Annotated in this window: 21 protein-coding genes and 6 tRNA genes; 20 read left to right on the top strand and 7 right to left on the bottom strand. The window is 33.2% G+C overall.

What is annotated here, in order from left to right:
- Positions 1-36: 36 nt before the first annotated feature.
- From JVU85_RS11090 to glmM, 10 genes are all read left to right on the top strand, one after another.
- Positions 37-111 (top strand) — tRNA-Asn (locus tag JVU85_RS11090).
- Positions 112-114: 3 nt separating this feature from the next.
- Positions 115-186 (top strand) — tRNA-Glu (locus JVU85_RS11085).
- 9 nt (positions 187-195) lie between these two features.
- Positions 196-271 (top strand) — tRNA-Val (locus tag JVU85_RS11080).
- Positions 272-289: 18 nt separating this feature from the next.
- A tRNA-Tyr gene (locus JVU85_RS11075) sits at positions 290-373 on the top strand.
- Positions 374-377: 4 nt separating this feature from the next.
- A tRNA-Gln gene (locus JVU85_RS11070) sits at positions 378-452 on the top strand.
- A 3-nt stretch (positions 453-455) separates the two neighbouring features.
- A tRNA-Lys gene (locus JVU85_RS11065) sits at positions 456-528 on the top strand.
- A 232-nt stretch (positions 529-760) separates the two neighbouring features.
- Complete coding sequence (rocF, locus tag JVU85_RS11060; RefSeq protein WP_204172579.1) at positions 761-1,663, top strand: arginase; 903 nt, start codon at positions 761-763, stop codon at positions 1,661-1,663.
- Between the two features lie 210 nt (positions 1,664-1,873).
- Positions 1,874-2,680, top strand: a complete 807-nt coding sequence (gene cdaA, locus JVU85_RS11055) for a diadenylate cyclase CdaA (RefSeq protein WP_002510344.1) — start codon at positions 1,874-1,876, stop codon at positions 2,678-2,680.
- 1 nt (position 2,681) lies between these two features.
- Positions 2,682-3,614, top strand: coding sequence for a CdaR family protein (locus JVU85_RS11050; protein ID WP_204172578.1), 933 nt, complete (start codon positions 2,682-2,684; stop codon positions 3,612-3,614).
- 30 nt (positions 3,615-3,644) lie between these two features.
- Positions 3,645-4,997: a phosphoglucosamine mutase gene (gene glmM / locus JVU85_RS11045; RefSeq protein ID WP_002510346.1), complete on the top strand. Its 1,353-nt coding sequence runs from the start codon at positions 3,645-3,647 to the stop codon at positions 4,995-4,997.
- A 92-nt stretch (positions 4,998-5,089) separates the two neighbouring features.
- Here the strand turns inward: glmM and JVU85_RS11040 are convergent, their stop codons facing one another.
- Genes JVU85_RS11040 through JVU85_RS11025 form a run of 4 tightly spaced genes read right to left on the bottom strand, consistent with a single transcriptional unit; the run spans position 5,090 to position 10,228 of the window.
- A complete protein-coding gene (locus JVU85_RS11040) occupies positions 5,090-6,193 on the bottom strand; it encodes a mannitol-1-phosphate 5-dehydrogenase (RefSeq protein WP_103388801.1) in 1,104 nt (367 codons plus the stop codon).
- The gene (locus JVU85_RS11035) at positions 6,193-6,627 is read right to left on the bottom strand and encodes a PTS mannitol transporter subunit IIA (protein ID WP_204172576.1); all 435 of its coding nucleotides are present in this window, start codon (positions 6,625-6,627) and stop codon (positions 6,193-6,195) included. Before JVU85_RS11035 ends, JVU85_RS11040 begins: the two co-directional genes overlap by 1 nt.
- Complete coding sequence (locus JVU85_RS11030) at positions 6,620-8,674, bottom strand: BglG family transcription antiterminator (RefSeq protein ID WP_204172574.1); 2,055 nt, start codon at positions 8,672-8,674, stop codon at positions 6,620-6,622. The genes JVU85_RS11035 and JVU85_RS11030 overlap by 8 nt, the downstream gene beginning before the upstream one ends.
- A gap of 27 nt (positions 8,675-8,701) precedes the next feature.
- Positions 8,702-10,228, bottom strand: a complete 1,527-nt coding sequence (locus JVU85_RS11025; protein WP_021459017.1) for a PTS mannitol transporter subunit IIBC — start codon at positions 10,226-10,228, stop codon at positions 8,702-8,704.
- A 610-nt stretch (positions 10,229-10,838) separates the two neighbouring features.
- On the opposite strand from JVU85_RS11025, the gene glmS reads away from it, so the two are divergent.
- From glmS to JVU85_RS11005, 4 genes are all read left to right on the top strand, one after another.
- The gene (gene glmS, locus JVU85_RS11020; RefSeq protein WP_002510351.1) at positions 10,839-12,644 is read left to right on the top strand and encodes a glutamine--fructose-6-phosphate transaminase (isomerizing); all 1,806 of its coding nucleotides are present in this window, start codon (positions 10,839-10,841) and stop codon (positions 12,642-12,644) included.
- 120 nt (positions 12,645-12,764) lie between these two features.
- Positions 12,765-13,115 (top strand): DUF2200 domain-containing protein, encoded by a 351-nt coding sequence (locus JVU85_RS11015; RefSeq protein WP_002510352.1) that lies wholly within the window; start codon positions 12,765-12,767, stop codon positions 13,113-13,115.
- A gap of 43 nt (positions 13,116-13,158) precedes the next feature.
- Positions 13,159-13,941, top strand: a complete 783-nt coding sequence (locus tag JVU85_RS11010; RefSeq protein ID WP_103388803.1) for an ABC transporter ATP-binding protein — start codon at positions 13,159-13,161, stop codon at positions 13,939-13,941.
- A 21-nt stretch (positions 13,942-13,962) separates the two neighbouring features.
- Positions 13,963-14,820 carry an HAD family hydrolase gene (locus tag JVU85_RS11005; RefSeq protein WP_021459013.1) on the top strand — a complete coding sequence of 286 codons (858 nt, stop codon included), beginning with the start codon at positions 13,963-13,965 and terminating at the stop codon, positions 14,818-14,820.
- 145 nt (positions 14,821-14,965) lie between these two features.
- On the opposite strand, the gene JVU85_RS11000 is transcribed toward JVU85_RS11005, so the two are convergent.
- Entirely contained in the window at positions 14,966-16,048 is a 1,083-nt protein-coding gene (locus JVU85_RS11000; protein ID WP_021459012.1) for a hypothetical protein, read from the bottom strand.
- A 130-nt stretch (positions 16,049-16,178) separates the two neighbouring features.
- On the opposite strand from JVU85_RS11000, the gene JVU85_RS10995 reads away from it, so the two are divergent.
- Positions 16,179-16,910 carry a metallophosphoesterase family protein gene (locus JVU85_RS10995; protein WP_002510356.1) on the top strand — a complete coding sequence of 244 codons (732 nt, stop codon included), beginning with the start codon at positions 16,179-16,181 and terminating at the stop codon, positions 16,908-16,910.
- 66 nt (positions 16,911-16,976) lie between these two features.
- Here the strand turns inward: JVU85_RS10995 and czrB are convergent, their stop codons facing one another.
- Positions 16,977-17,903 carry a CDF family zinc efflux transporter CzrB gene (gene czrB / locus JVU85_RS10990; protein ID WP_002510357.1) on the bottom strand — a complete coding sequence of 309 codons (927 nt, stop codon included), beginning with the start codon at positions 17,901-17,903 and terminating at the stop codon, positions 16,977-16,979.
- An 18-nt stretch (positions 17,904-17,921) separates the two neighbouring features.
- Entirely contained in the window at positions 17,922-18,227 is a 306-nt protein-coding gene (locus JVU85_RS10985; protein ID WP_002510358.1) for an ArsR/SmtB family transcription factor, read from the bottom strand.
- Positions 18,228-18,375: 148 nt separating this feature from the next.
- On the opposite strand from JVU85_RS10985, the gene JVU85_RS10980 reads away from it, so the two are divergent.
- The 5 genes from JVU85_RS10980 to JVU85_RS10960 all read left to right on the top strand — a co-directional run bounded on the left by JVU85_RS10980 (position 18,376) and on the right by JVU85_RS10960 (position 23,003).
- Positions 18,376-19,029, top strand: coding sequence for an SDR family oxidoreductase (locus tag JVU85_RS10980; protein ID WP_002510359.1), 654 nt, complete (start codon positions 18,376-18,378; stop codon positions 19,027-19,029).
- Between the two features lie 163 nt (positions 19,030-19,192).
- The gene (locus JVU85_RS10975; protein ID WP_002510360.1) at positions 19,193-19,897 is read left to right on the top strand and encodes a FadR/GntR family transcriptional regulator; all 705 of its coding nucleotides are present in this window, start codon (positions 19,193-19,195) and stop codon (positions 19,895-19,897) included.
- A 389-nt stretch (positions 19,898-20,286) separates the two neighbouring features.
- Complete coding sequence (locus JVU85_RS10970; RefSeq protein ID WP_002510361.1) at positions 20,287-21,225, top strand: type I phosphomannose isomerase catalytic subunit; 939 nt, start codon at positions 20,287-20,289, stop codon at positions 21,223-21,225.
- A 19-nt stretch (positions 21,226-21,244) separates the two neighbouring features.
- The gene (locus JVU85_RS10965; RefSeq protein WP_002510362.1) at positions 21,245-21,478 is read left to right on the top strand and encodes a hypothetical protein; all 234 of its coding nucleotides are present in this window, start codon (positions 21,245-21,247) and stop codon (positions 21,476-21,478) included.
- Positions 21,479-21,620: 142 nt separating this feature from the next.
- Entirely contained in the window at positions 21,621-23,003 is a 1,383-nt protein-coding gene (locus JVU85_RS10960) for an EVE domain-containing protein (RefSeq protein ID WP_204172572.1), read from the top strand.
- Positions 23,004-23,215: the final 212 nt, after the last annotated feature.

The raw sequence follows: 23,215 nt of genomic DNA, 5'->3' as shown, positions 1-23,215 counted from the left end.
AGAGTAGGACGTTGCCAGGCATTGTAATAAAATTATTCCACAGTAGCTCAGTGGTAGAGCTATCGGCTGTTAACCGATCGGTCGTAGGTTCGAGTCCTACCTGTGGAGCCATATGGCCCCGTGGTCAAGCGGTTAAGACACCGCCCTTTCACGGCGGTAACACGGGTTCGAGTCCCGTCGGGGTCATTACATATTGGAGAATTAGCTCAGCTGGGAGAGCATCTGCCTTACAAGCAGAGGGTCGGCGGTTCGAACCCGTCATTCTCCACCATTTTTATTTTATAATGTCGGAGGGGTAGCGAAGTGGCTAAACGCGGCGGACTGTAAATCCGCTCCTTCGGGTTCGGCAGTTCGAATCTGCCCCCCTCCACCATTAATGGGCTATAGCCAAGCGGTAAGGCAACGGACTTTGACTCCGTCACGCGCTGGTTCGAATCCAGCTAGCCCAGCCATTAGAGCCATTAGCTCAGTTGGTAGAGCATCTGACTTTTAATCAGAGGGTCAGAGGTTCGAATCCTCTATGGCTCACTATTGAAGAAGTACTTTCATAAGAAAGTACTTCTTTTTTTATGAAATTTTATATACATTTTTTTTGATAAAATATACATGAATGTTGTATATAATGAATGTTAAATCAAAATTATGATTTTATATGTATTTTGCCTGTCATGTCGGGCTTTCTCAGTACTAAGAAAACTTGAAAGATAGTTAATGATAACGTATTCTTATATTAAATTCTTTACAAAGGGGTTATGAGAATATGAAGAACATACATATTATTGGAGCACCATCTACATTTGGACAAAGAAAATTAGGGGTGAACTTTGGACCGGATGCTTTGAGATATGCTGGACTAGTAGAGCGACTTAAAAATATAGGTCATTCAGTAGAAGATAAAGGAGATATTGCCGTTCCTGCTGTTGACGTTGAAAAATTCAAAGGTAAACAAGAAGGATTACGCAATTTAAATGAAATTATTGAGGTTTCTGAAAATTTAAGTAATGCAGTTTCTAGCAGTATAAAAAATCAAGCTTTTCCACTTATCATTGGTGGGGATCATTCTATTGCTATTGGTTCTATATCAGGGGTTAGTCAACATTATGAAAATTTGGGTATTATATGGTACGATGCCCATGGTGATTTAAATATTCCTGAAGAATCTCCATCAGGGAATATCCACGGTATGCCTTTAAGGGTATTGCTAGGGGATGGCGATAAACAATTAGTGAATATCTCTGGTTATGCACCTAAAGTGAAACCTGAAAATATTGTATTAATAGGTATGAGAGACTTAGATATTGGTGAGCGTGACTTTATCAGAGAAAATAATATCAAAACTTATACTATGGCTGATATTGATAGAAACGGTATTAAGCAAGTAATGGAAGAATCAGTATCTTATCTAAAAGACAAAACAGATGGAATTCACCTGTCACTAGATGTTGATGCACTTGATCCAGTGGAAACACCTGGTACAGGTACTAAGGTATTAGGTGGACTTACATACAGAGAAAGCCATTTTGCTTTAGAAATGCTGCACAATACTAATTTGATTACATCAATGGATGTTGTAGAAGTAAATCCATTAATTGATCAAAACAATCACACAGCTGAACAAGCTGTCTGTTTAATGGGTAGTTTCTTCGGAGAAACTTTATTATAGTAAGTGCAAAAGACGTTTATGATGAATCAACTTTTCATCATAAACGTCTTTTATTGTTATCTTATTAAGGGTATAAATAATAATATATAATTTTGATAAATAATTAATTTAATGTCAAAGTTATTTATATAATGAACAGGCATGATATGACAGGCTAAGCGAAGATTGGTATAATACATATTATGGGATTAGAATACCGGAGGAGATGTTATGGATTTATCCAGCTTATTTGATAATTGGAACACTGTTAAAATAATAACAAGTGTACTAGACTTACTAATCGTATGGTACGTACTTTATCTTCTCATTACAGTATTTAAAGGTACAAAGGCCATTCAATTATTAAAAGGAATTATCGTAATAGTAATCGGACAACAAATAAGTAAAATGTTGAGCTTAACGGCAACATCGCGCTTGTTCGATATAGTTATTCAATGGGGGGTATTAGCATTAATTGTTATCTTCCAACCAGAAATTAGAAGAGCTTTGGAGCAGCTAGGCCGAGGTAGTTTATTTAAGCGCTATGGTAGTAATATTAACAGTGATGAAAATAAACTCATAGTAGCTGTATCAAAAGCAGTGCAATATATGGCAAAAAGACGTATTGGTGCTTTAATTGTTTTTGAAAAAAATACTGGTTTACAAGATTATATAGAAACTGGTATTCCAATGAATTCCAATATTTCTCAAGAATTGTTAACAAATGTTTTCATTCCAAATACACCGTTGCATGATGGTGCTATGATTATTCAAGAAAATAAAATCGCCAGTGCGGCATGCTATTTGCCTCTATCAGACAGTGCTAAAATTGCTAAAAGCCTAGGTACGCGACATAGAGCAGCTGTTGGTATATCAGAAGTATCAGATGCGTTTACTGTTATTGTATCCGAAGAAACAGGATCTATTTCAGTAACATTTGATGGCAAATTACGTAAAGATATATCCACTGAAGCATTTGAAGAATTATTGGCAGAACATTGGTTTGGTTCACACTTACAACAGAAAGGTGTGAAATAATATGTTGGAAAGTAAATGGGGTTTACGCTTAATTGCTTTAGCTCTCGCTGTGTTTTTCTTTTTATCTGCAAATAATGTGTTTGGAAATATGTTTAATGCAGACAAATTTAGTCAAAAGACAACAGAGACACTTCAAGATGTTCCAGTGGAAGTAAAATATAATAGTAATAAATTATATGCTAGTAAAGTACCTGAAACAGTTGATGTAGAAATATCTGGTCCACAGTCGCAAATTTTAAAAGCTGAAAATGGACAAAATATCAAAGTAACACTTGATTTAAACAGTGAAAAATCTGGACGACATACAACACAGTTTAAAGTTCATGGCTTAAACAAAGATATAGATTATGATGTAAAGCCTAAAGAGGCTACTGTTAACTTAGAAGAAAAAGTAACGAAAAACTTAAAAGTTGAGCCAGATGTAAGTAGTAATGATGTCGATACAGATTATAAAGTGAGTGAACAATCTGTTTCGCCTGATACTGTGAAAGTAACAGGAGGACAAGATCAAATTGATAAAATTGCGTACTTGAAAGCAACGTATAAAAATAATAGTAAAATTAGTAAAGATACAACTGATGTTGCCAAAATCACAGCATTTGATAGAAACTTAAATAAATTAGATGTTTCTATTCAGCCAGAAGAAGTGAACTTAAGTGCTAAAGTAGAGCCATACAGTAAAAAGGTGAAAATTAAGACTAAAACAACTGGCAGTTTAGCAAATGGCAAAGAAATAGATGACATCGAATTAAGTGATAAAGAAGTAGAGGTTTTTGGTAACAGAAAAGAACTTGAAGATGTAGATGAGATAAAAGGTGAAATAGACTTAGATAATATATCAGAAACAACAGACAAGTCAGTACAGCTGGATGTTCCGGATGAAGTATCTAAAGTAGAACCTAATGACACTACTGCAAAAGTTATAGTTAAATAATATAATTATAGAGCAAAAGGAGAAATAAAAATGGCAAAATATTTTGGTACAGATGGAGTTAGAGGGATAGCAAATAAAGAGCTAACTCCTGAACTCGCATTTAAATTAGGGCGTTACGGTGGCTATGTTTTAGCCCATAATCAAGGGAAAAATCACCCTAAAGTATTAGTTGGAAGAGATACACGAGTATCGGGACAAATGCTTGAATCAGCATTAATCGCTGGTATGATTTCAATTGGTGCAGAAGTAATGCGATTAGGTGTAATTTCAACTCCAGGTGTTGCTTATTTAACTAAGGCAATGGAAGCAGAGTTGGGTGTTATGATTTCCGCTTCCCATAATCCAGTTGCAGATAATGGTATTAAATTCTTTGGTTCAGATGGTTTTAAATTATCAGATGAGCAAGAACAAGAAATTGAAACACTTTTAGACCAAGAAAATCCGGATCTGCCAAGACCAGTAGGTGATGCCATTGTGCATTATTCTGATTACTTTGAAGGCGCTCAAAAATATATAAGTTACTTAAAATCTACAATTGATGTTGATTTAGATGGTATGAAGATAGCATTAGACGGTGCACATGGATCTACTTCATCATTAGCACCATTTTTATTCGGTGATTTAGAAGCTGATACAGTAACTATTGGTTGTAATCCAGATGGTTATAACATAAATGAACAAGTAGGCTCAACTCATCCAGAAACATTGGCTAAAACCGTAGTTGAATCAGAAGCAGATTTCGGATTAGCTTTTGATGGCGATGGTGATAGACTTATTGCTGTTGATGAAAATGGAGATATTGTAGATGGAGACCAAATCATGTTTATCATAGGTCAAGAAATGGCTAAAAATCATGAGTTAAATGATAACATGATTGTATCTACTGTAATGAGTAACTTAGGCTTTTATAAAGCGCTAGATGAAGCTGGAATTAAATCTAATAAAACAAAAGTTGGAGATCGTTATGTTGTAGAAGAAATGCGTAGAGGTAATTATAACTTAGGTGGCGAGCAATCCGGACATATTGTTATGATGGATTACAATACTACAGGAGATGGATTACTGACAGGCGTACATCTTGCGGCTACAATTAAACTTACTGGTAAAAAATTAAGTCAACTTGCAGCTCAAATGAAAAAATATCCACAATCATTAGTAAATGTACGCGTTACAGATAAATATAGAGTAGAAGAAAATATAGACGTTCAGGAAATTATGACTAAAGTAGAAGTTGAAATGAATGGCGAGGGTAGAATCTTAGTGCGACCTTCAGGTACAGAACCATTAGTACGTGTTATGGTAGAAGCTGCGACAGATGAAGATGCCCAACGTTTTGCTAAAACTATTGCGGATGTTGTACAAGAAAAAATGGGCTTGGATTAAGATTTATAATATAGTAAAAGGATGGGACACGATTTGTGTCTCATCCTTTTTTTGAACTGAAAATTTACGATAACTCATTATTGATACTGAAGTTATAATTGATTGTAAGCTGTTATAATCTCAGTAGTTAAGTGATCATCTGTTTTAGCATACGTTTTCAAGAAACCATCTAATCCGTGAGTATCGATATATTTATTTTTTTCAACTGTTTCTTGATCGTTAACGTCATCGTATTTTAATAATAATGCAGCTAACTTAGTTAAATTGTCGTGTGGCAGATTGTGATTATAAAGATATGTCAGTGGTTTGATAATTCTATCTTTTGGCCCAATCTTTCTAAGAGTACCACGACCTACTCGAGTTACTTCATCTGATAGATTAGGATTTTCAAAACGACCGATGATTTTATCGACATATTGTGCTTGTGCTTGTTCATTGAAGTTGAATTCTTTAGTAATATAAGCACTTGTTTCTTTTAATACCGCATGTAAACCATCTTTAATTTGTGAGTTTTTAATAGCTTCTAGTATTGTAGGTAATTGTTGATAAGCACCTGCGTATGCTAAGAAAGCATGGCCAGTGTTAACTGTTAGTAACTTACGTTCAATGTAAGGTGTTAAATCATCAACATATTTAATATGGTTCAATTCTGGACCATGCCATGCGTCTTTTTCGACCACCCATTCGAAAAATGGTTCAACTACAACATCTAAAATATTGTCATTTGTTTGAATAGGTACTATACGATCTACTGCAGAGTTAGCAAAATGAATATGATCACCTAATGGACCAGTAATATCTAATATTGCTTCTTTTAATGTATTCGTAGCCATGATAGCATTCTCACACGCAACGATATTGACATGATTTTGTTTTTCTTTTAAATAAGGTGCAAAGCTTTTTGCGATGATAGGTAAAATATTGACACCAACTGCAGTTGTAATTATATCAGCTTCTAATACAGCTTGCTTTAATTCCTCAGAAGGTTGTCCTGAGTTAATTGCATCAACGTTATGAACATGAGTTGTTGTTTTAGCTTCATCAGCTAAAATAACATCGTATTCATGTTGTTGATCTAAGGCGTCAATAATTTCTGCATTAACATCGGCAAAAGTAACTTTAACCTGATTATCGGCAAGAATATAACCGATAAATCCTCGTCCAATGTTACCTGCTCCAAAGTGTAATGCTTTCATTATGCTTCAGCCTCCTCAAATACTTGTTTGATTTCTTCAGCAGAAGAAGCATTAACGATACGGTCAACATTTTCTTCTTCACTAAATGTGATTGCAATTTTAGATAGTAAATCTAAATGTTCACCATCTTTACCAGCGATACCTACAACAACTTTTACCTCTTCGCCATCCCAGTCAATGCCGTTTGGAATTTGTAGTAAAGTTAAACCAGATTTTAAAACACTTGTTTTGGCTTCGTCAGTACCATGTGGAATAGCTAAGCCATTACCCATAAATGTTGAAACAACTTCTTCACGGTCTTTCATAGCTTGAATATATGCATCGGTAACTGCACCACTTGACACTAATGCTTTGCCAGCTTGTTCAATGGCTTCATTACGGTTGCTCACAGTTGCGTTTAAAAAAATGTTTTCGTTACTAAATAATTCAGTCATAATTATCCACTCCATCTTGTAATTTATTTTGTAATTCTTGTAAATAGCTTTGTTTCACCAATTCCCGAATGCGTTCGGGATATAACATAAGTGTTTCCAATTCAGTTAAATGATTTGCAAAGGCACTAGAGAAGCGGCTAATAATTTCAGCGCTAAAGTCATCCTCTGGTGCAAACATAGCAAGTAAATACTGAATAGTGTGTTTGTCATTTTGATCATCAATAACTTCCATTGGCTGATTTAATATTGTAACTAATATATATGGACGCAAAATCAATCGATGTTTTAAATGAGGTATAGCGATTGGATAGGGGTCCAAAATATAATTTTGTGTCAATGAACGTTGTTGAAGTTCATCAGCGAATGACTGTACATCGTTTATAATTTGTTGTTGATATAAATGTGTCGTTAAATAATCATTTATTTCTGTAACATCTGTATATTCAATATTTACATTATCAATTAAAGTTAAACCATTGCGTATATAACGCAAAGTATCATCTTGATGTTGAATACTTATGTTGATATTAGATTCAAGTTCAGTCGATTGTTGTGACTGTGTTTGTTGTAGTTTCATGAAAGATGCGACATGATTAATATCTGTATCTGGTAATAACGGATTGACAGTAATATAAGGTGCGAAAATATCTAAATCAACCGTTGATACTATTGCTGCATAGCGTTGTAAATCTAAATCAACTAAATCACCGACTGACGCTTGTGTCGTACTAGTGATATCTGGAAATGATTGTTGCAAGCGTGCAGCTAAAATTTGACTTGTGCCAATTCCGCTACTACATACCACCAACACATGAAAATCTGAAGTAACTTTCTTATTAATTGCACCGCCAAAATGAAGCACGATAAAGCCTATTTCACTATCAGGAAATTGCAGTTTAGGCCATACCATATAAAGTGCTTTCTTTACACTAGCAAATAATAAAGGATAATCTTTCTTGATCATGTCAGTTAAAGGATTATATGTCTCAATATTCGCTTTAAGACGATTTATTGCTGGAATGATATGCAATTTAAGTCCTTCAATTAATGTTGCAGTATTATCAAATGAAATTTGCGAGATGCGTGATACTTGTGTAATAAAAGTATCAATTGGGAACTGTTCACTTTCGTCACTACTATCTACTTGATTAGAATCTTTACGCTTTGCGCCACGTAAATGTATAGTAATAAAACCAATCTCTGCTTGATTAAACGCTACGCCATAAATATGTTCCAAATGTAAACTTAAAGCAGTGGCTATTTCATGTTCAAATGTATGACGAATGTCAATATATAATTCATCGTTTAATGAAACATAATCACCATTCAACATACGATCAATACTTAATACAATATGAACAGTTAATGTAAGGTAGCTTGATTCTGTTAGGGTGTAGGGTAAGCGACCTAAATGGTCCATAAGAATACGTTCTACTTGGAATATTTTATCCATGTCTACCATGTTTAATTGATTTTGGTTAATAGATTGATAGACAAAATGATTTTCAATGACTGAATAAACACTAGTACTATTTAAATTATTAACCATGAGTTGACTTAAGAGTTCTCTTTTTTTGGATTCAGGACCTTTTAAATAGATACCTTCTCCTCTTTTTTTCTGTAGTACCAGTTGATACTGTAATAATTCTTCAGTTAAGTCATCTAACAATTTAGTCAATGTTTGGATAGAGACACCAATTTCATGTGCTAAACTATATTGCTTTATAGATTCTTTTGATTGAATCAAAGCATAAAGTATAATGACCTTTTGTTCTTCTACTGATAAATCAACAGTGGTATGTTGTTGAATATATCGTTTTAAATGTTCGATTTGAATAGTATTCCCTAATAATTGCAAACCTTTTTTATTAACGCGTTCTAAAGTGATATTGAAGTTGGCCAATGCGCTTTCAATTGATTTTAACTCTCTATGAACAGTACGAGAGGACACTGCTAGATGTTGAGCAATATCGTAAATTGTTACATATTGACCATGGTATTTAATTAACATGGCAATAATTTCTTTTTCACGAGTACTTAACAACATAGTCGTGTCCTCCTTTGTCTGTTTATATTAATTTTCTTCTTGATTTAAGTTTGCTAGTAATTCGTCATATCTAGGGGAATTTAAGAAATTATCAACTGAGATATGAATAGCATTTGGTACTTGTTTGATTGCACGGTCAGTTAATTTTTTCTGAGTAATGACAAGTTGTGCATCAGATGGTAATTGATTAATTGCCGTATTAGTTACGTTAACGTCTTTAATATTTGCTTTTTTAAATTTATTACGTAACATACTAGCTCCCATCGCACTTGAACCCATACCTGCATCACAAGCAAATATGACATGATTTACTTTACTATAATCATGAGCGTCTACATTTTCCGTATCATAATTATCTAATAAATCACCATCGTCGTCAGCTTCACTATTTTCTTGTTCACTAGCGTCAGTTGTTGCAGCACCTTCACTACTTGCTAATTTAGAAGATACACTAGATTTTTTACCTTTAGTTTCTTCCATTTTGGCAGTAGCTGCTTCAAGATCTTGTTTAGGTTCTTTTGTGAATTTTAAAATAATAGCTGATACTAAGAATGACACTAAAGTCGCTAAAACGACACCTATAATCATGTATAGTAATTCACCTTTAGGAGAATTTAAAACATAGACTATAAATGACCCTGGAGATGCTGGGCTTTTGAATCCAAAATCAAATAATGAGTAAGTTGCTACACCTGTCATACCACCTAAAATAACTGCGATGAATAATAACGGTCTCATTAAAACGTAAGGGAAATAAATTTCATGAATACCACCAAAGAAGTGGATAATTCCTGCACCGTAAGACGTTGCTTTAGCAGTGCCTTTACCAAAAATCATATATGCTAATAACACACCAAGTCCTGGCCCAGGATTTGATTCAATAGTATATAGGATTGATTGACCTGCTGAAGCTGATTGGTCTGCACCTAATGGTGTGAATACACCGTGATTAATTGCATTGTTTAAGAAAACAATTTTTGCAGGTTCAACAATGATACTTACTAATGGTAAAACGTGAGCATGAACTAATGCTTCTACTGCTACTGATAAAATATGCATTATAAACTGCATAATAGGAGCTAATATTTTAAATCCTACTATTGTCATGATGAAACCTAGAATACCAGAAGAGAAATTATTGAATAACATTTCAAAACCTTGTGGCGTTCTAGGCTGAATGAATTCATCGGTTTTTTTCATGAGCCAACCAACAAGTGGCCCCATAATCATAGCGCCTAGCAACATTGGTGTATCTGGTAATGCAACAATTACACCCATTGTTGCTACAGCTGCAATAATACCGCCTCGCATGTCATGGATTAATTTACCACCACTATAAGCGATTAATAATGGAATTAAATACGTAATCATCGGACCAGCTAAGCCGCCCAAATCTTTATTTGGGAACCAACCACCGTCGATAAATATGGCAGCGATAAAACCCCAAGCGATGAATGCACCAATATTAGGCATAATCATACTACTTAAAAATGACCCAAATGCTTGTACTTTACGACCAAGACCCTTCTTTTCTTCAGTCTGAGCTTGAGACATAATATGCACCTCTTTTTCTATAATTTTTATACTTTAATTGTAAGGGTTTTACCACGTTAGCCACAATATAAACTAATTTCAACTTTGGCACACGATTCATGACATAATTGTCATTACCAAAAATAGGTTTCATTGATTTACATCTTAATGAAAAATTTACAATTAATTTACTGAAAGTCATAAAAAGTTTGCCAAAGGATATATATAAGTTGTACAATAGTTTTATTGAGTGGAAGGAGGGCAAAGTGAAAGTAATATCAATTTAAAGCGCCTGTGCAAGTGATGAATAATTAAGTCCAAGATTTAGTGTTTAATCAGAAATACTAATATGTCTTAACTATGAAGCTTGTAGACGAGGAAGATAGTTATCGATTTTTCGGCGGATGCTATCTCGGATGTGGCTCATTCGTTATCTTATTAAGGAAAACACTAGGGCAACCTTGTGCACAAAGTTAATAAGTTAGCCATAAAACAAATAACGAAAACGATTATACTGCAATAGGGGGATTTCTGTACTTTTTTAAGTGATTTATAATAATAAGCATCAATACAGTGAGAGCTATTTTTATACGAGAACCCCCTGTTGCTAGACAACTGGAGGAAATTAAATATGTGCGGAATTGTTGGATATATTGGGCATGATAATGCCAAAGAATTATTATTAAAAGGTTTGGAAAAATTAGAATATAGAGGTTACGATTCAGCTGGTGTAGCTGTTGTGAATGAAGAAGGTACAACAGTATTTAAAGAAAAAGGTCGTATTGCAGAGTTAAGAAAAGTAACTGATAGTGAAAATACAGACGGTAATGTGGGTATTGGTCATACACGTTGGGCAACACATGGCGTACCAAACCATGAAAACTCACATCCTCACCAATCAGCGACTGAACGTTTTACTTTAGTTCACAACGGTGTCATTGAAAACTATGAAGAATTAAAAAATGAATATTTAGCAGATGTAACATTTTTATCTGATACAGATACTGAAGTAATTGTACAATTAGTTGAACATTTCTCAAATCAAGGTTTAGAAACTGAAGCGGCTTTTAGTAAAGTTGTATCTTTATTAGAAGGTTCTTATGCTTTAGGTTTAATCGATAGCCACGATAATGAAACAATTTTTGTAGCTAAAAATAAATCTCCATTATTAATTGGTGTCGGCGATGATTTTAATGTTATTGCGTCAGATGCACTTGCAATGTTAACAGTAACAAATCAATATAAAGAAATTCATGACCATGAAATTGTTATTGTTAAAAGAGATAAAGTAATCATTAAAGATCAAAATGGCCAAGAACAAGAGCGTGCAGCTTATACTGCTGAAATTGATGCAGCAGATGCTGAAAAAGGTGTTTATGATCATTATATGTTGAAAGAAATTCATGAACAACCAGCTGTAATGCGTCGTATCATTCAAGAATATCAAGATGACAATGGTGAATTGAAAATTGATAAAGATATTGTTAAAGATGTAGCACAAGCTGATAGAATTTATGTTATTGCAGCAGGTACAAGTTACCATGCAGGTCTTGTTGGTAAAGAATTCATTGAAAAATGGGCAGGTGTACCAACAGAAGTACATGTAGCGTCAGAATTTGTTTACAACATGCCACTATTATCAGAAAAACCATTATTCATTTACATTTCACAATCTGGTGAAACAGCAGATAGTCGTGCAGTATTAGTAGAAACTAATAAATTAGGACATAAATCATTAACGATAACAAATGTACCTGGCTCAACGTTATCACGTGAAGCAAATCATACATTATTGTTACATGCTGGTCCTGAAATAGCTGTAGCTTCAACTAAGGCATACACAGCACAAATTGCTGTATTATCAATCTTGTCACAAATTGTTGCTAAAGAACATGGTAAAGAATCAGAAATCGATTTATTACGTGAATTAGCAAAAGTAACAACGGCGATCGAGGCAATTGTTGATGATGCTGATGTAATGGAACAAGTAGCGACTGATTACTTAAGAACAACAAGAAATGCTTTCTTTATCGGCCGTACTATTGATTATAATGTTAGTTTAGAAGGCGCGTTGAAACTTAAAGAAATTTCATATATCCAGGCTGAAGGTTTTGCTGGTGGCGAATTGAAACACGGTACAATAGCTCTTATTGAAGATGGTACACCTGTTGTTGCCTTAGCAACTCAAGAGAAGGTAAACTTATCAATTCGTGGTAATGTGAAAGAAGTTGTAGCACGTGGAGCAAATCCATGTATTATTTCAATGGAAGGTCTTAATAAGGACGGAGATACTTATGTCATTCCTCATGTACACGAGTTATTAACTCCATTAGTATCAGTTGTAGCGTTGCAATTAATTTCTTATTATGCAGCATTACACAGAGACTTAGATGTTGATAAACCACGTAACTTAGCAAAATCAGTTACAGTTGAATAATTAATACACATATTAAAGTAGAATCATATGATATTTGTCATATGGTTCTATTTTTATCTGCTATATTAAATGGTAAACTATGGATATTAACTAAAGTTAACGCAAAGTGAGGTGTCGCTAATGTCACAACCAAAAATATATACGATGGCTGTCAATAAAGTGTATCCACATTATGTCACGAAAGTTGAGAAAAAAGGTAGAACGCAAGATGAAGTAGATGAAGTGATCAGTTGGCTAACGGGTTACGATATTAAAACGTTGCATCAACAACTAAATGCTGATGTTGATTTTGAAACATTTTTTGCTGAAGCTCCTCGATTAAATCCATCAAGACGGAACATAACAGGTGTGATATGTGGTGTAAGAGTAGAAAATATGGAAGAAAGCTTAATGAAAGAAATTAGATATTTGGATAAATTAATTGATGATGTGGCTAAAGGTAAGTCGTTGGCTACTATACTTGATAAGTAATATTATTATCTAAGTAAAAACAAGATAGAAAGCGGTGACACGTATGTTGGTTGATTTGGAACACATTGCACGACGTAAACAAGGGAACAATATCTTGTCTGATGTTTCATGGCAAATTCATAAAGGGGAACATTGGATGTTGTATGGTTTAAATGGTGCTGGCAAAACAACTTTGCTTAATATTTTAAATGCTTATGAACCTAATACAGCAGGCAAGATGACATTATTTGGTATGACACCAGGTAAAATTGGTTATTCTGCAGAAAATGTACGTAGTCATATTGGATTTGTATCGCATAGTTTAATGAATCGATTTCAAGATGGGGAGCGAGTACTTGATGTAGTTATCAGTGGAGCTTTTAAATCTATAGGTGTGTTTCAACAACCAACTGAAAGCCATAAGGAAGCTGCGCAAACTTATTTAGCGCAATTAGGTATGACAGAATTTGAACAACAATATTATGGCTATTTATCTACAGGGGAACGTCAGCGCGTATTAATAGCACGTGCTTTAATGGGGAATCCATCGTTACTTGTGCTAGATGAACCTGCTACCGGATTAGATTTTATTGCTAGGGAAAGCTTGCTACAAGCGTTAGAACAAATGTATGTCGATAATCCTGACTTAGCAGTTATTTATGTGACTCATTTTGTTGAAGAAATTACACCACAAATTGATAAGGGCTTATTACTGAAAAATGGCGTTTGCTATAAAGCGGGACCAATAACTGAAATATTGAACGACACTACATTATCGGAATTTTTTAATAAAAATGTTAAAGTAGCTTATCAAAATAATAGATATGCACTTTTTAGTAATGATTAAACAAGAGCTGGAGGATATGAAATGACTAAAGTTAAAGCAATTTTTTTAGATATGGATGGGACAATTTTACATAAAGATAATTTTGTGAGTGATACTACAGTCCGTACTATTGATGCACTAAAAAAACAAGGATATAAAGTGTTTTTAGCAACAGGCAGAGCACATAATGAAATTCATCATTTAGTACCAGAAAATTTTAGTGTAGATGGCATTGTTAGTTCAAATGGGACGCTAGGTATGGTTGATGATAAAGAAGTATTTAAACATAGTTTAACTTTAGCATCAGTCACACAAATTGTTGAAAAAGCACGACAACAAGGTATTTACTATGAGGTATTTCCTTTTGATTCAACACGCGTTATTTTAGCGGAAGACAAACGATGGGCAATGACGATGTTTGAGGCTGATACCCCGCCTGGAAATGTAGGGGAAAGTGAATGGTTTTCAAGAAAAGATGCGATCAAAGACAAGGTAGAATGGGTTACAGAATTGGTAGACCAAAAATTTTCGAAAATTTATTTATTTTCACCTGAATACGATAAAATCACAGCATTTAGAGCAATGTTAGGTGAAGAAAAAGAAAATCTCAGTATTAGTGTGTCAAATTCATCCCGCTTTAATGCAGAAACAATGCCATATAACGTTGATAAAGGCACGGGCATTAAAGAAATGATAGAGTATTTTGGTATTAAACAAAGTGAAACATTAGTAATTGGTGATAGTGATAACGATCGTGCGATGTTTGCATTTGGTCAGCACACCGTCGCAATGAAAAATGCACGCCCAGAAATTCAAGCACTTTGCGATGAAGTGACGTCTTTAACTAATGAAGAAGATGGTGCAGCACATTATTTACAACAAAAGTTTTTAACGTTATAACATAGAGCAAAAGTTAAGACATTGATTTTTATTAAAATAAATAATAACGTTTAAGATAATAAAAATGACTAATCCTTTAAATAAAGGATTAGTCATTTTTTAGGATGACTTTAAATAAGTCTCCTACATTTTAATTACACACTAATTATTCTTTTTTATCTTTGATATCTTTTGTGACATCTTCAGCTTTTGATTGAGCATCAGAAGCTTGTTTTTTTGCGTCATCTTTAATATTGGATGATGCAGTGGTGTCATCAGTTGTTTGTTGTTTTACTTGATTAGTTAAGCTCTTGTCATCACTTTTTTTCTTTTTACTAGATGCTAAGTTAGCAGTTGAACCATCTTCAATATGATATTGGATAATTGCTAACAAGTTAATATAGTAAACAACTAAACGAATAACAATAACTAAAATTGTAATTGCATAAGCTAGCGCTACTGCTACAGTTTGAGATATGCCACCAGTTAAAATATTAACTAATTGACTTATTGGGTTAGCAAATAATATAACAATTAAATTAAGTAATAATAATCCTAAATAAAATTTAAACCAAGTTTTATTACCATTTTTAATTTTTGCAAAACCTTGTTTAACTGCTTTCCATGCGCCTAAATTAGGGTTTTTCACAAAGGATAAAGTATAGTTAACGATGATGACAACAAATAGCCAATAAACAAATGATAGGATAAACACTAGAACTGTGGCTGCGATAATTTGTATAGTTAATGAAATACCTAAAGCATTTGATGAGCTACTGATAGGACCTTGTAATGCCGAGAATCCTTTAACTATTAAAAAGTTAAGCAATTTACCTAATAATAAATTTACTAGCATTAATACGATGAAAAATATTAATGTGATTAATCCTAAAATTACAGATTTTAGATATTTACCTTTTTTAAATGTTGAAAAAATATCTGTGAATTTAGTATTTTGCTTTGTTAAAGCTTTATCTATAGTATATAGTACACTTGAAATTAGTGGATAGCCAATGAATAAAAATACTACTAATGGTATGATAATGGCTAATATAATCATAAATATAGATGAACCTATGGGTTGTTGTGTTGCTTGTGCTATCGCAAATTTATAGATAGCTGGTTGAACTGGTAAGACAGCAAGATATGCTAATATCATTGCTATGAGAAAACCTACTATAGTAAACATTAAAATTTTCCCATTTTGTGGTTTGGCATTTCGTATAGCAAGTTTATGAAATTTAAACAAAATTTAAGCACTCCTTTTTAGTGATATAATCACAATATCAAAAAAATGAAATTTTTAAAATTAATAGGTAACAAAACAGGTATAAAATGTTAAAATGTCCTAATGAGAAATAATGAAAGGAGACATCATCATGAAATTTGCAGTTATTACTGATGTACATGGTAATTTTGATGCACTCGAAGCGGTATTAGATGATATTGATAGAAAAGGCGATGTAGATAAAATTTATAATCTTGGAGATAATATTGGTGTGGGTCATGAAACGAATAAAGTTCTAGATTATATTTTTGACAGAGATGACATGGAAATTATTGCCGGCAATCATGATGAAGCGGTTATGTCGTTAGTTAACGATACTCCTTACCCAGAAGATTTAAAAGATAAATTTTTTGAACATCATCAGTGGATTGAAAATCATTTAGATGAAGATTATTATGACAAATTAAATGAATTACCGAGAGTAATAGAGAAAAAATTTGGAAATAAAAAAGTTTTATTTATTCATTATGAAATACCGAATGAGCAGTTGAGTGCACCGATTGATAAACAACCATTCAGTCCAATCACTGAACCTACAGAAGAAGCAATGCAAACGTTATTTAGTGATAAACAAGCTGATTTAATTGTTTTTGGCCATAATCATACAGTTCATTTGTTTGATGACAAAGAAAAAATATATTTTAATCCAGGAGCAGTGGGGTTAAACAATGGTGCTCATGCTGTTTATGGATTGGTTACTATTGAAGAGGATGTCATCTCTATTGACCGAGTTAAAGTAGCATATGATAATGAAGAATTTTTACGTGGGTTTGATGAAAAACAAGTACCTGGTAAATCATTAATTTTTGATAAATTTCTATAATATAAAGACACGATAAGTCACACCATATCAATTTATTACGGTGTTTGCTTATCGTGTCTTTTGTAATTAATGCAATGTACATAATGTGTGATCGTCATGCTTATGTTTAGGTGTTTCTAATTGGATAGTCATATGTTGAATATTTAAATGTGCTAGGTTATGTTCAATACGTTGTAAGATATATTCACAGTCATCAATACTTAATTTTGGGGAGACGACTGCATGACAGCTTAATGCATTGATGTCATTAGAAATAGTCCATAAGTGACAATCATGTACTGCGATGATTTCTGGTTCTTCTGTTAATACGCTGATGGCAGTTTCCATATCAATGTTCGACGGTGTACCTTCCATTAATATATTGACAGATGATTTTGTAATACCCCAGCCACTTTTAATAATTAATAACGATACGATAATACTAGCTATTGGATCGGCTAAAGTAAATCCCCAAATCCAAATGATGATAGCAGCAACAATTGCTCCTACAGAACCCAACAGATCTCCTAAGACATGTAAAAAAGCGCCACGCATATTGATATTGTCTTTAGTATCGCCACCTTTAAACATAAGTGTAGCAACTATGACATTAACAATTAAGCCGATAACACTAATTATGAACATTTCTGTGGATTGGACTTCGATTGGGTTAAACATACGTTTTATTGCTTCAATAATAATCATGATACCGATAACAAATAATGTAACCCCATTAAACAACGCTGCTAAAATTTCAAAACGTTTGTAACCGAATGTTTTGTTTAAAGTAGCATGTTTTTCCGCATAAATAAACGCAACTAAGGCTACGCCTAACGATATGGCATCACTAAACATGTGTAAGCCATCAGATAGTAAAGCTAAACTATTAGCTACAAACCCACCAATAATTTCTACTACCATAAAGGTTGCAATAATTATGAATGAGAATAATAATACTTTTTTGTTATTTGTATGCACATGGCTATGATTATGGTCGTGATTATGTGAAGACATAAGTCATCCCTCTTTTCATTATTGATGTTCTGCGTGGTGTAATGATTGGTGTAGCAATGTAGTGACATGCGTATCATCAATTGTGTAAATCATTGATTGGCCTTGACGATTAGCTTTGACTAAATGTGCTTCTTTAAGTATACGTAATTGGTGTGAAACATTAGATTGACTTATTTGTAACGTGTGAGAAATATGGCCTACACTGCATTCACCTTGTGATAATAAATTTACTATACGGATTCTAGTACCATCACTTAGTGCTTTAAAAATGGTAGTGACTGTATCAAGAGAGTCTGGAGATATATCAGTAAAATGTTGAGTCAAACAATCACCTCTTTATATTAATATATGTATTTATATTCATATATTAATATAAAGTGTTACTCATGTCAAAAGTGAGCGTATTAGTTTTATTTATTAGCAATTGGGTATATTCTGTATATTAATTAGTAAATTTGAGGAGGTATATTTAATGAGTACTTTAGTTATCGGTGCTAATGGTGGTGTAGGTAAATATTTGATTCAGCAATTGCAAAATGCAGGTGAAACATTTACTGCTGGTGTTAGAAAAGAAGAACAAATAAATGATTTACAAGGAAAAGGCATAGATGCCAAACTTATCGATGTTGAAAATGATAGTATTGAGACACTGACAGATAAATTTAAAGGATTCGATCAAGTTGTATTTTCAGTAGGTTCTGGTGGTAACACAGGTGCTGATAAAACAATTATTGTCGATTTAGATGGTGCTGTGAAAACTATCGAAGCAAGTAAAGCAAATCATGTGTCAAAATATGTGATGGTATCTACTTATGATTCTAGAAGAGAAGCATTTGATGAGAGTGGTGCATTAAAACCATATACAATCGCTAAGCACTATGCGGATGAACATTTAAAACGTTCTGGTCTTAACTATGTCATTGTCCATCCAGGTGGTTTACTTGATGAAGCGGGAACAGGTAGAGTTGATGCGGCTGCTTTCTTTGATGGCAAAGGAACTATACCTCGAGAAGATGTTGCCTCTGTAATTAGTCAAGTGCTAACAACAACAGGTTTTGATAATTCAGAATTCCAAATTATTAGTGGTACAGAAGAACTAACAACTGCAATTAATAAATTTAAATAATTGAATTGCATGTTAATCATATTTAGTGGGAAAATGAAATCAAATTTAGTTTAATTTGATTATTTTCCCACTCTTTTTTTATTATTATATGGAAGAATTGGCTTTCATTAATTATTAGTGCAAATAATTTGATATAATTGTGATATCGTAAGGGGGAGCTACAATGAAGATTTCGAACGTAAAAATTTACGAACAAGTTGCAGATTTGTTATTAGAACAAATTAAAACAGGAGAATATGAAGTTGGCGATAAGTTGCCATCTATACAAAAATTGGCTCAAAATTATGGTGTTAGTGTAGCATCAATAAGAGAAGCATTAAACGCTTTAAGGACTATTGGCGTTATTGAAATTAAACAAGGCTATGGTACTTTTATTAAACAAAAAGAACCTATCTTTTTTGAAATTGGAGAAAAATTCAATTCATTAACACAAGTTGAGGAACTACTTGAGTTGCGTGAGATTATTGAACGTACTACCGTTGGTAAAGCTGCAATTCAACGTTCGACAACAGATTTAGAAAATATGAAAAAGGCTTTAACAGATATGGGGAAAGCTGTGTCGGATGGTACATCGGGAGAAGCTGCCGATTTGCAATTTCATCTCTCTATTGCTCAAGCCGCAAATAATTCATTATTAGTAGAATTAATGAATAATATTTCAGGTTTAATGCAAGATTCGATGAAAGAGACACGTAAGATTTTTATATATAGTAAGCAAAAAACGATGGAAAAACTTTATGAAGAACATGAAGCGATTTATTTAGCGATTGAGCAACAACAAGAAGAGCAAGCAATCGCAGCGATGGAAGCTCACTTATCAGAAATAAAAGCAACTATTTTACAAAATTTCAAAGAGAAAAAAGAGTAATGTTTTTATATATAGAATGGTTACGTAAGGGTTAGTTCAACGCGATAAGTATTCATTCGACTTGGAGATAAGCAAAGCAATACGTTTGGACATAGCACAATGTATCCCTCGAAGCATCTTAGTATGAAACATTATTATAACTTGATGTTTAATTTTGATAAACAATCAACAGTCTATGCACTTAAAAAGTAGTTATATTTGAATATACTATTATTATCAACTGAGACTTGCTATAATACATAAAGAAATAAATTGAACAATACTCATGTGATAATACGTGATCATTAACTAGTAAAAGTTGAACTATAACAAGCAGTTCCAATGAATATGAGATATGCTAGTGTACTAGTGATTCAAACATGAAAACGAACAATTGTCGGAGGTGTAGTATGCCGTTATTTTTAAAGCCTGTATTCCATTCAAAAGTATGGGGCGGTAACAACTTAGAACGCTATGGATATAATTTACCCAGTGATAATGTTGGGGAGGCATGGGGCATTTCTGCTCATCCAAATGGACGTTGCGAAATTATAAATGGACCATTTAAAGGTCAAACATTAGATAAAGTATGGACAAATAATAAAGAAATGTTTGGTGATTTTCCAAGTGAAGATTTTCCTTTAATGACTAAAATGGTAGATGCACAAGCACCACTTTCAGTACATGTACATCCTGATGACGCCTATGCATATGAGCATGAAAATGGTCAATATGGGAAGTCTGAATGTTGGTATATTGTAGATGCAAAACCAGGTGCAGAAATTATTTATGGTTTAAATGTTAAATCTAAAAATGAAGCACTTAACAAAATAGCAAATGCTGATTTTGATAATCTTTTTAATACGGTGAAAGTCAAACCAGGAGAGTTTTATTTTATACCGGCGGGCACAGTCCATTCAGTAGGGGAAGGTATTATAGTTTATGAGACAATGCAATCCTCAGATGTTTCATATCGCATTTACGATTATGAACGAAATCAACAAGACTACCTTGACCGATCTTTACAATTGGATAAGGCTCAAGATGTTTTAGAGATTAAAGATGACGATTTAAACTTAAGACCTGATACTGAACTGATTGAAAATCATAAACAGGTCAAACTTGTCTCCAATGATTTCTTTACTATTGTCAAATGGCAAATTACAGGGACGTTAAATTACATGAAACCGAGAGAATTTGTATTGGTTTCAATTTTAAAAGGATCAGGCAATGTTATAATTGATGGTGAAGTTTACAGTGTGAACCATGCTGACAATTTTATTTTAACGTCAGATGATTTAGACACTGTATTTGAAGGTGAGCTCGAAGTTATTATTAGTTATATGTAATGAAAGAGGAGGAATATGTTTGTATAAGTTTTTATATATATCACTTATTTGTGGTTTGCTGGCTGGAGCAGGTGTGTTTTTAAATATACCACCGTATCCTTCTCTTATTTTTCCAATGGTTGTAGCATTCTTAGGTATAGTTTGTACAATTGTAACTTTTCCTGAGAAAGACGTGAAAATAACGCTTAAATTGGGAGGCATACTTATCAACGTTATGCCATTGTTAGGTGCACTAACACAAATCAATATGTAAAAAACAATAAGTATAGCACAGAGACTACAAGTTAAATAATACAATTAAGTATTCCTGAAAAGCAGGTTACATTTGTTTTCAGGAATAATGTATGAATATAATTGACAGATAGAATTTCACAAAAAAGATGGGAGTATCGTAAATGACAGAGGAAACAAGTTATTTTTGGTTAAATTGCGGTTATAATCGCTGGAATCATAATGAACCATTAGTAGGTCAAACTACATTATTCGAATCCGGTGCTCAATTTAATCCATCACAAGGATTTCGTGCCTTTAAACAAGCTAAAGTAGGCGACCAAGTAATCTTTTATCAAGTACAAATGAATACAGGGCTATTAGGCTATGGCGAAATTACGAGTGTGCAAACAGGTGCACAAAATAAAATCCGAGTGCATTTTGAATTAAAGGCACAATTGAATCCTTTAACTGCAGATTACTTAAAACGTAGTGAATTGTTAGAGTTCAGAATGAGTAATATGAAAGAAACCTTATTTAACCAAATAACAGAAGAAGAATTTAATTTAATTGTAAGTTTAGGTACTGGCGCGGTGAAAGTGCCACGTTATTTCTTTATTTCTGAAGAAGATACGTTTGAACCTAATCAAACTTACACTTTGTTTACGCATACTTACAATGGTATTAAACGTAATGGCTATCACTTTTATACTCAATTAGAGCAAGGGGATAAGCTTGTTTTTTATAATAAAAAAATGGATCAATCTGTGGTAGGTATTGGAGAAGTCACACAACATATACACGAAAAATCGCCAATTGCAGGTAGGACAAATAGTACTGCAATTGAAGTACTATATGAACAACACGTCACACCATTGACATTATCTACACTAAATAAACATCCAAAATTAAAAAACTTATATTTTCTACAAGAAAATGCGAAACAAGCCATAGCGAGTTTATCTCAAACACAATATGAAGCAATTAAAGAATTAAGTGAAAATAATGGCGTGAAACCACAATTTGAATCGGTACATAAAGACTCAAATATGCCAGTACAAGATGATGACGTTAAGCCTTTTATCTTATTAGTAGTTGAACCTGGTGACGAGGGTCTGAAAGCAGCTGAAAACCTATTGCATAAAACGAATGCCAATCCAGTGATAACTTCAGGTCATCCAGATTTTACTGAAGATATGTTATATGGTAAATATTTACCTAATGAATCAGGAGCAATGTACTTTAGAGAAGGGTTTATTACTGATTTAATGCCACGTACTGATAGAAGTTACCTTGTAATCGACAATTTTAATCGTATTAATCCTGATGTTTTTCAGACATTTATAAATGTTTTAGAAGGTTATGAAGTGACCATGCCTCGTTATAATAAACATGGGAATATGATTAAATGGTCACGTCAAAAAGATTCTTTTTATCATTTTAATCCTAACTGGCATATAGTTGGTATAACTTATGAAAGTTTAAATGAAATCAAACAACGTTATTCTGAACAGTTTTTAAAATATACTAGAATTGTTAAAGTAAATCAGGATAACCAAAATCTATAAATCAAACTGGGACAGCATAATGAACTGACCCCAATTAGTGGGAATAAAATAAAAACACTTTCGTTGAATTCATTTAAAATGAATCATACGGAGGTGTTTTTTCTATGAAAATAATGTCTTATTCAATAGAAACAAAATATAAAAAGATTGAAATGAAATAAGCTGGAAATACTGTAAAAGAAATTATGGAAGCATTAAATATCAAAAATAGA

The sequence above is a fragment of the Staphylococcus sp. GDY8P72P genome, from assembly GCF_016890655.1.
Classification (GTDB): domain Bacteria; phylum Bacillota; class Bacilli; order Staphylococcales; family Staphylococcaceae; genus Staphylococcus; species Staphylococcus arlettae.
The sequence above is the reverse complement of the archived record's forward strand: the minus strand, read 5'-3'. Positions and strand labels throughout refer to the sequence as shown.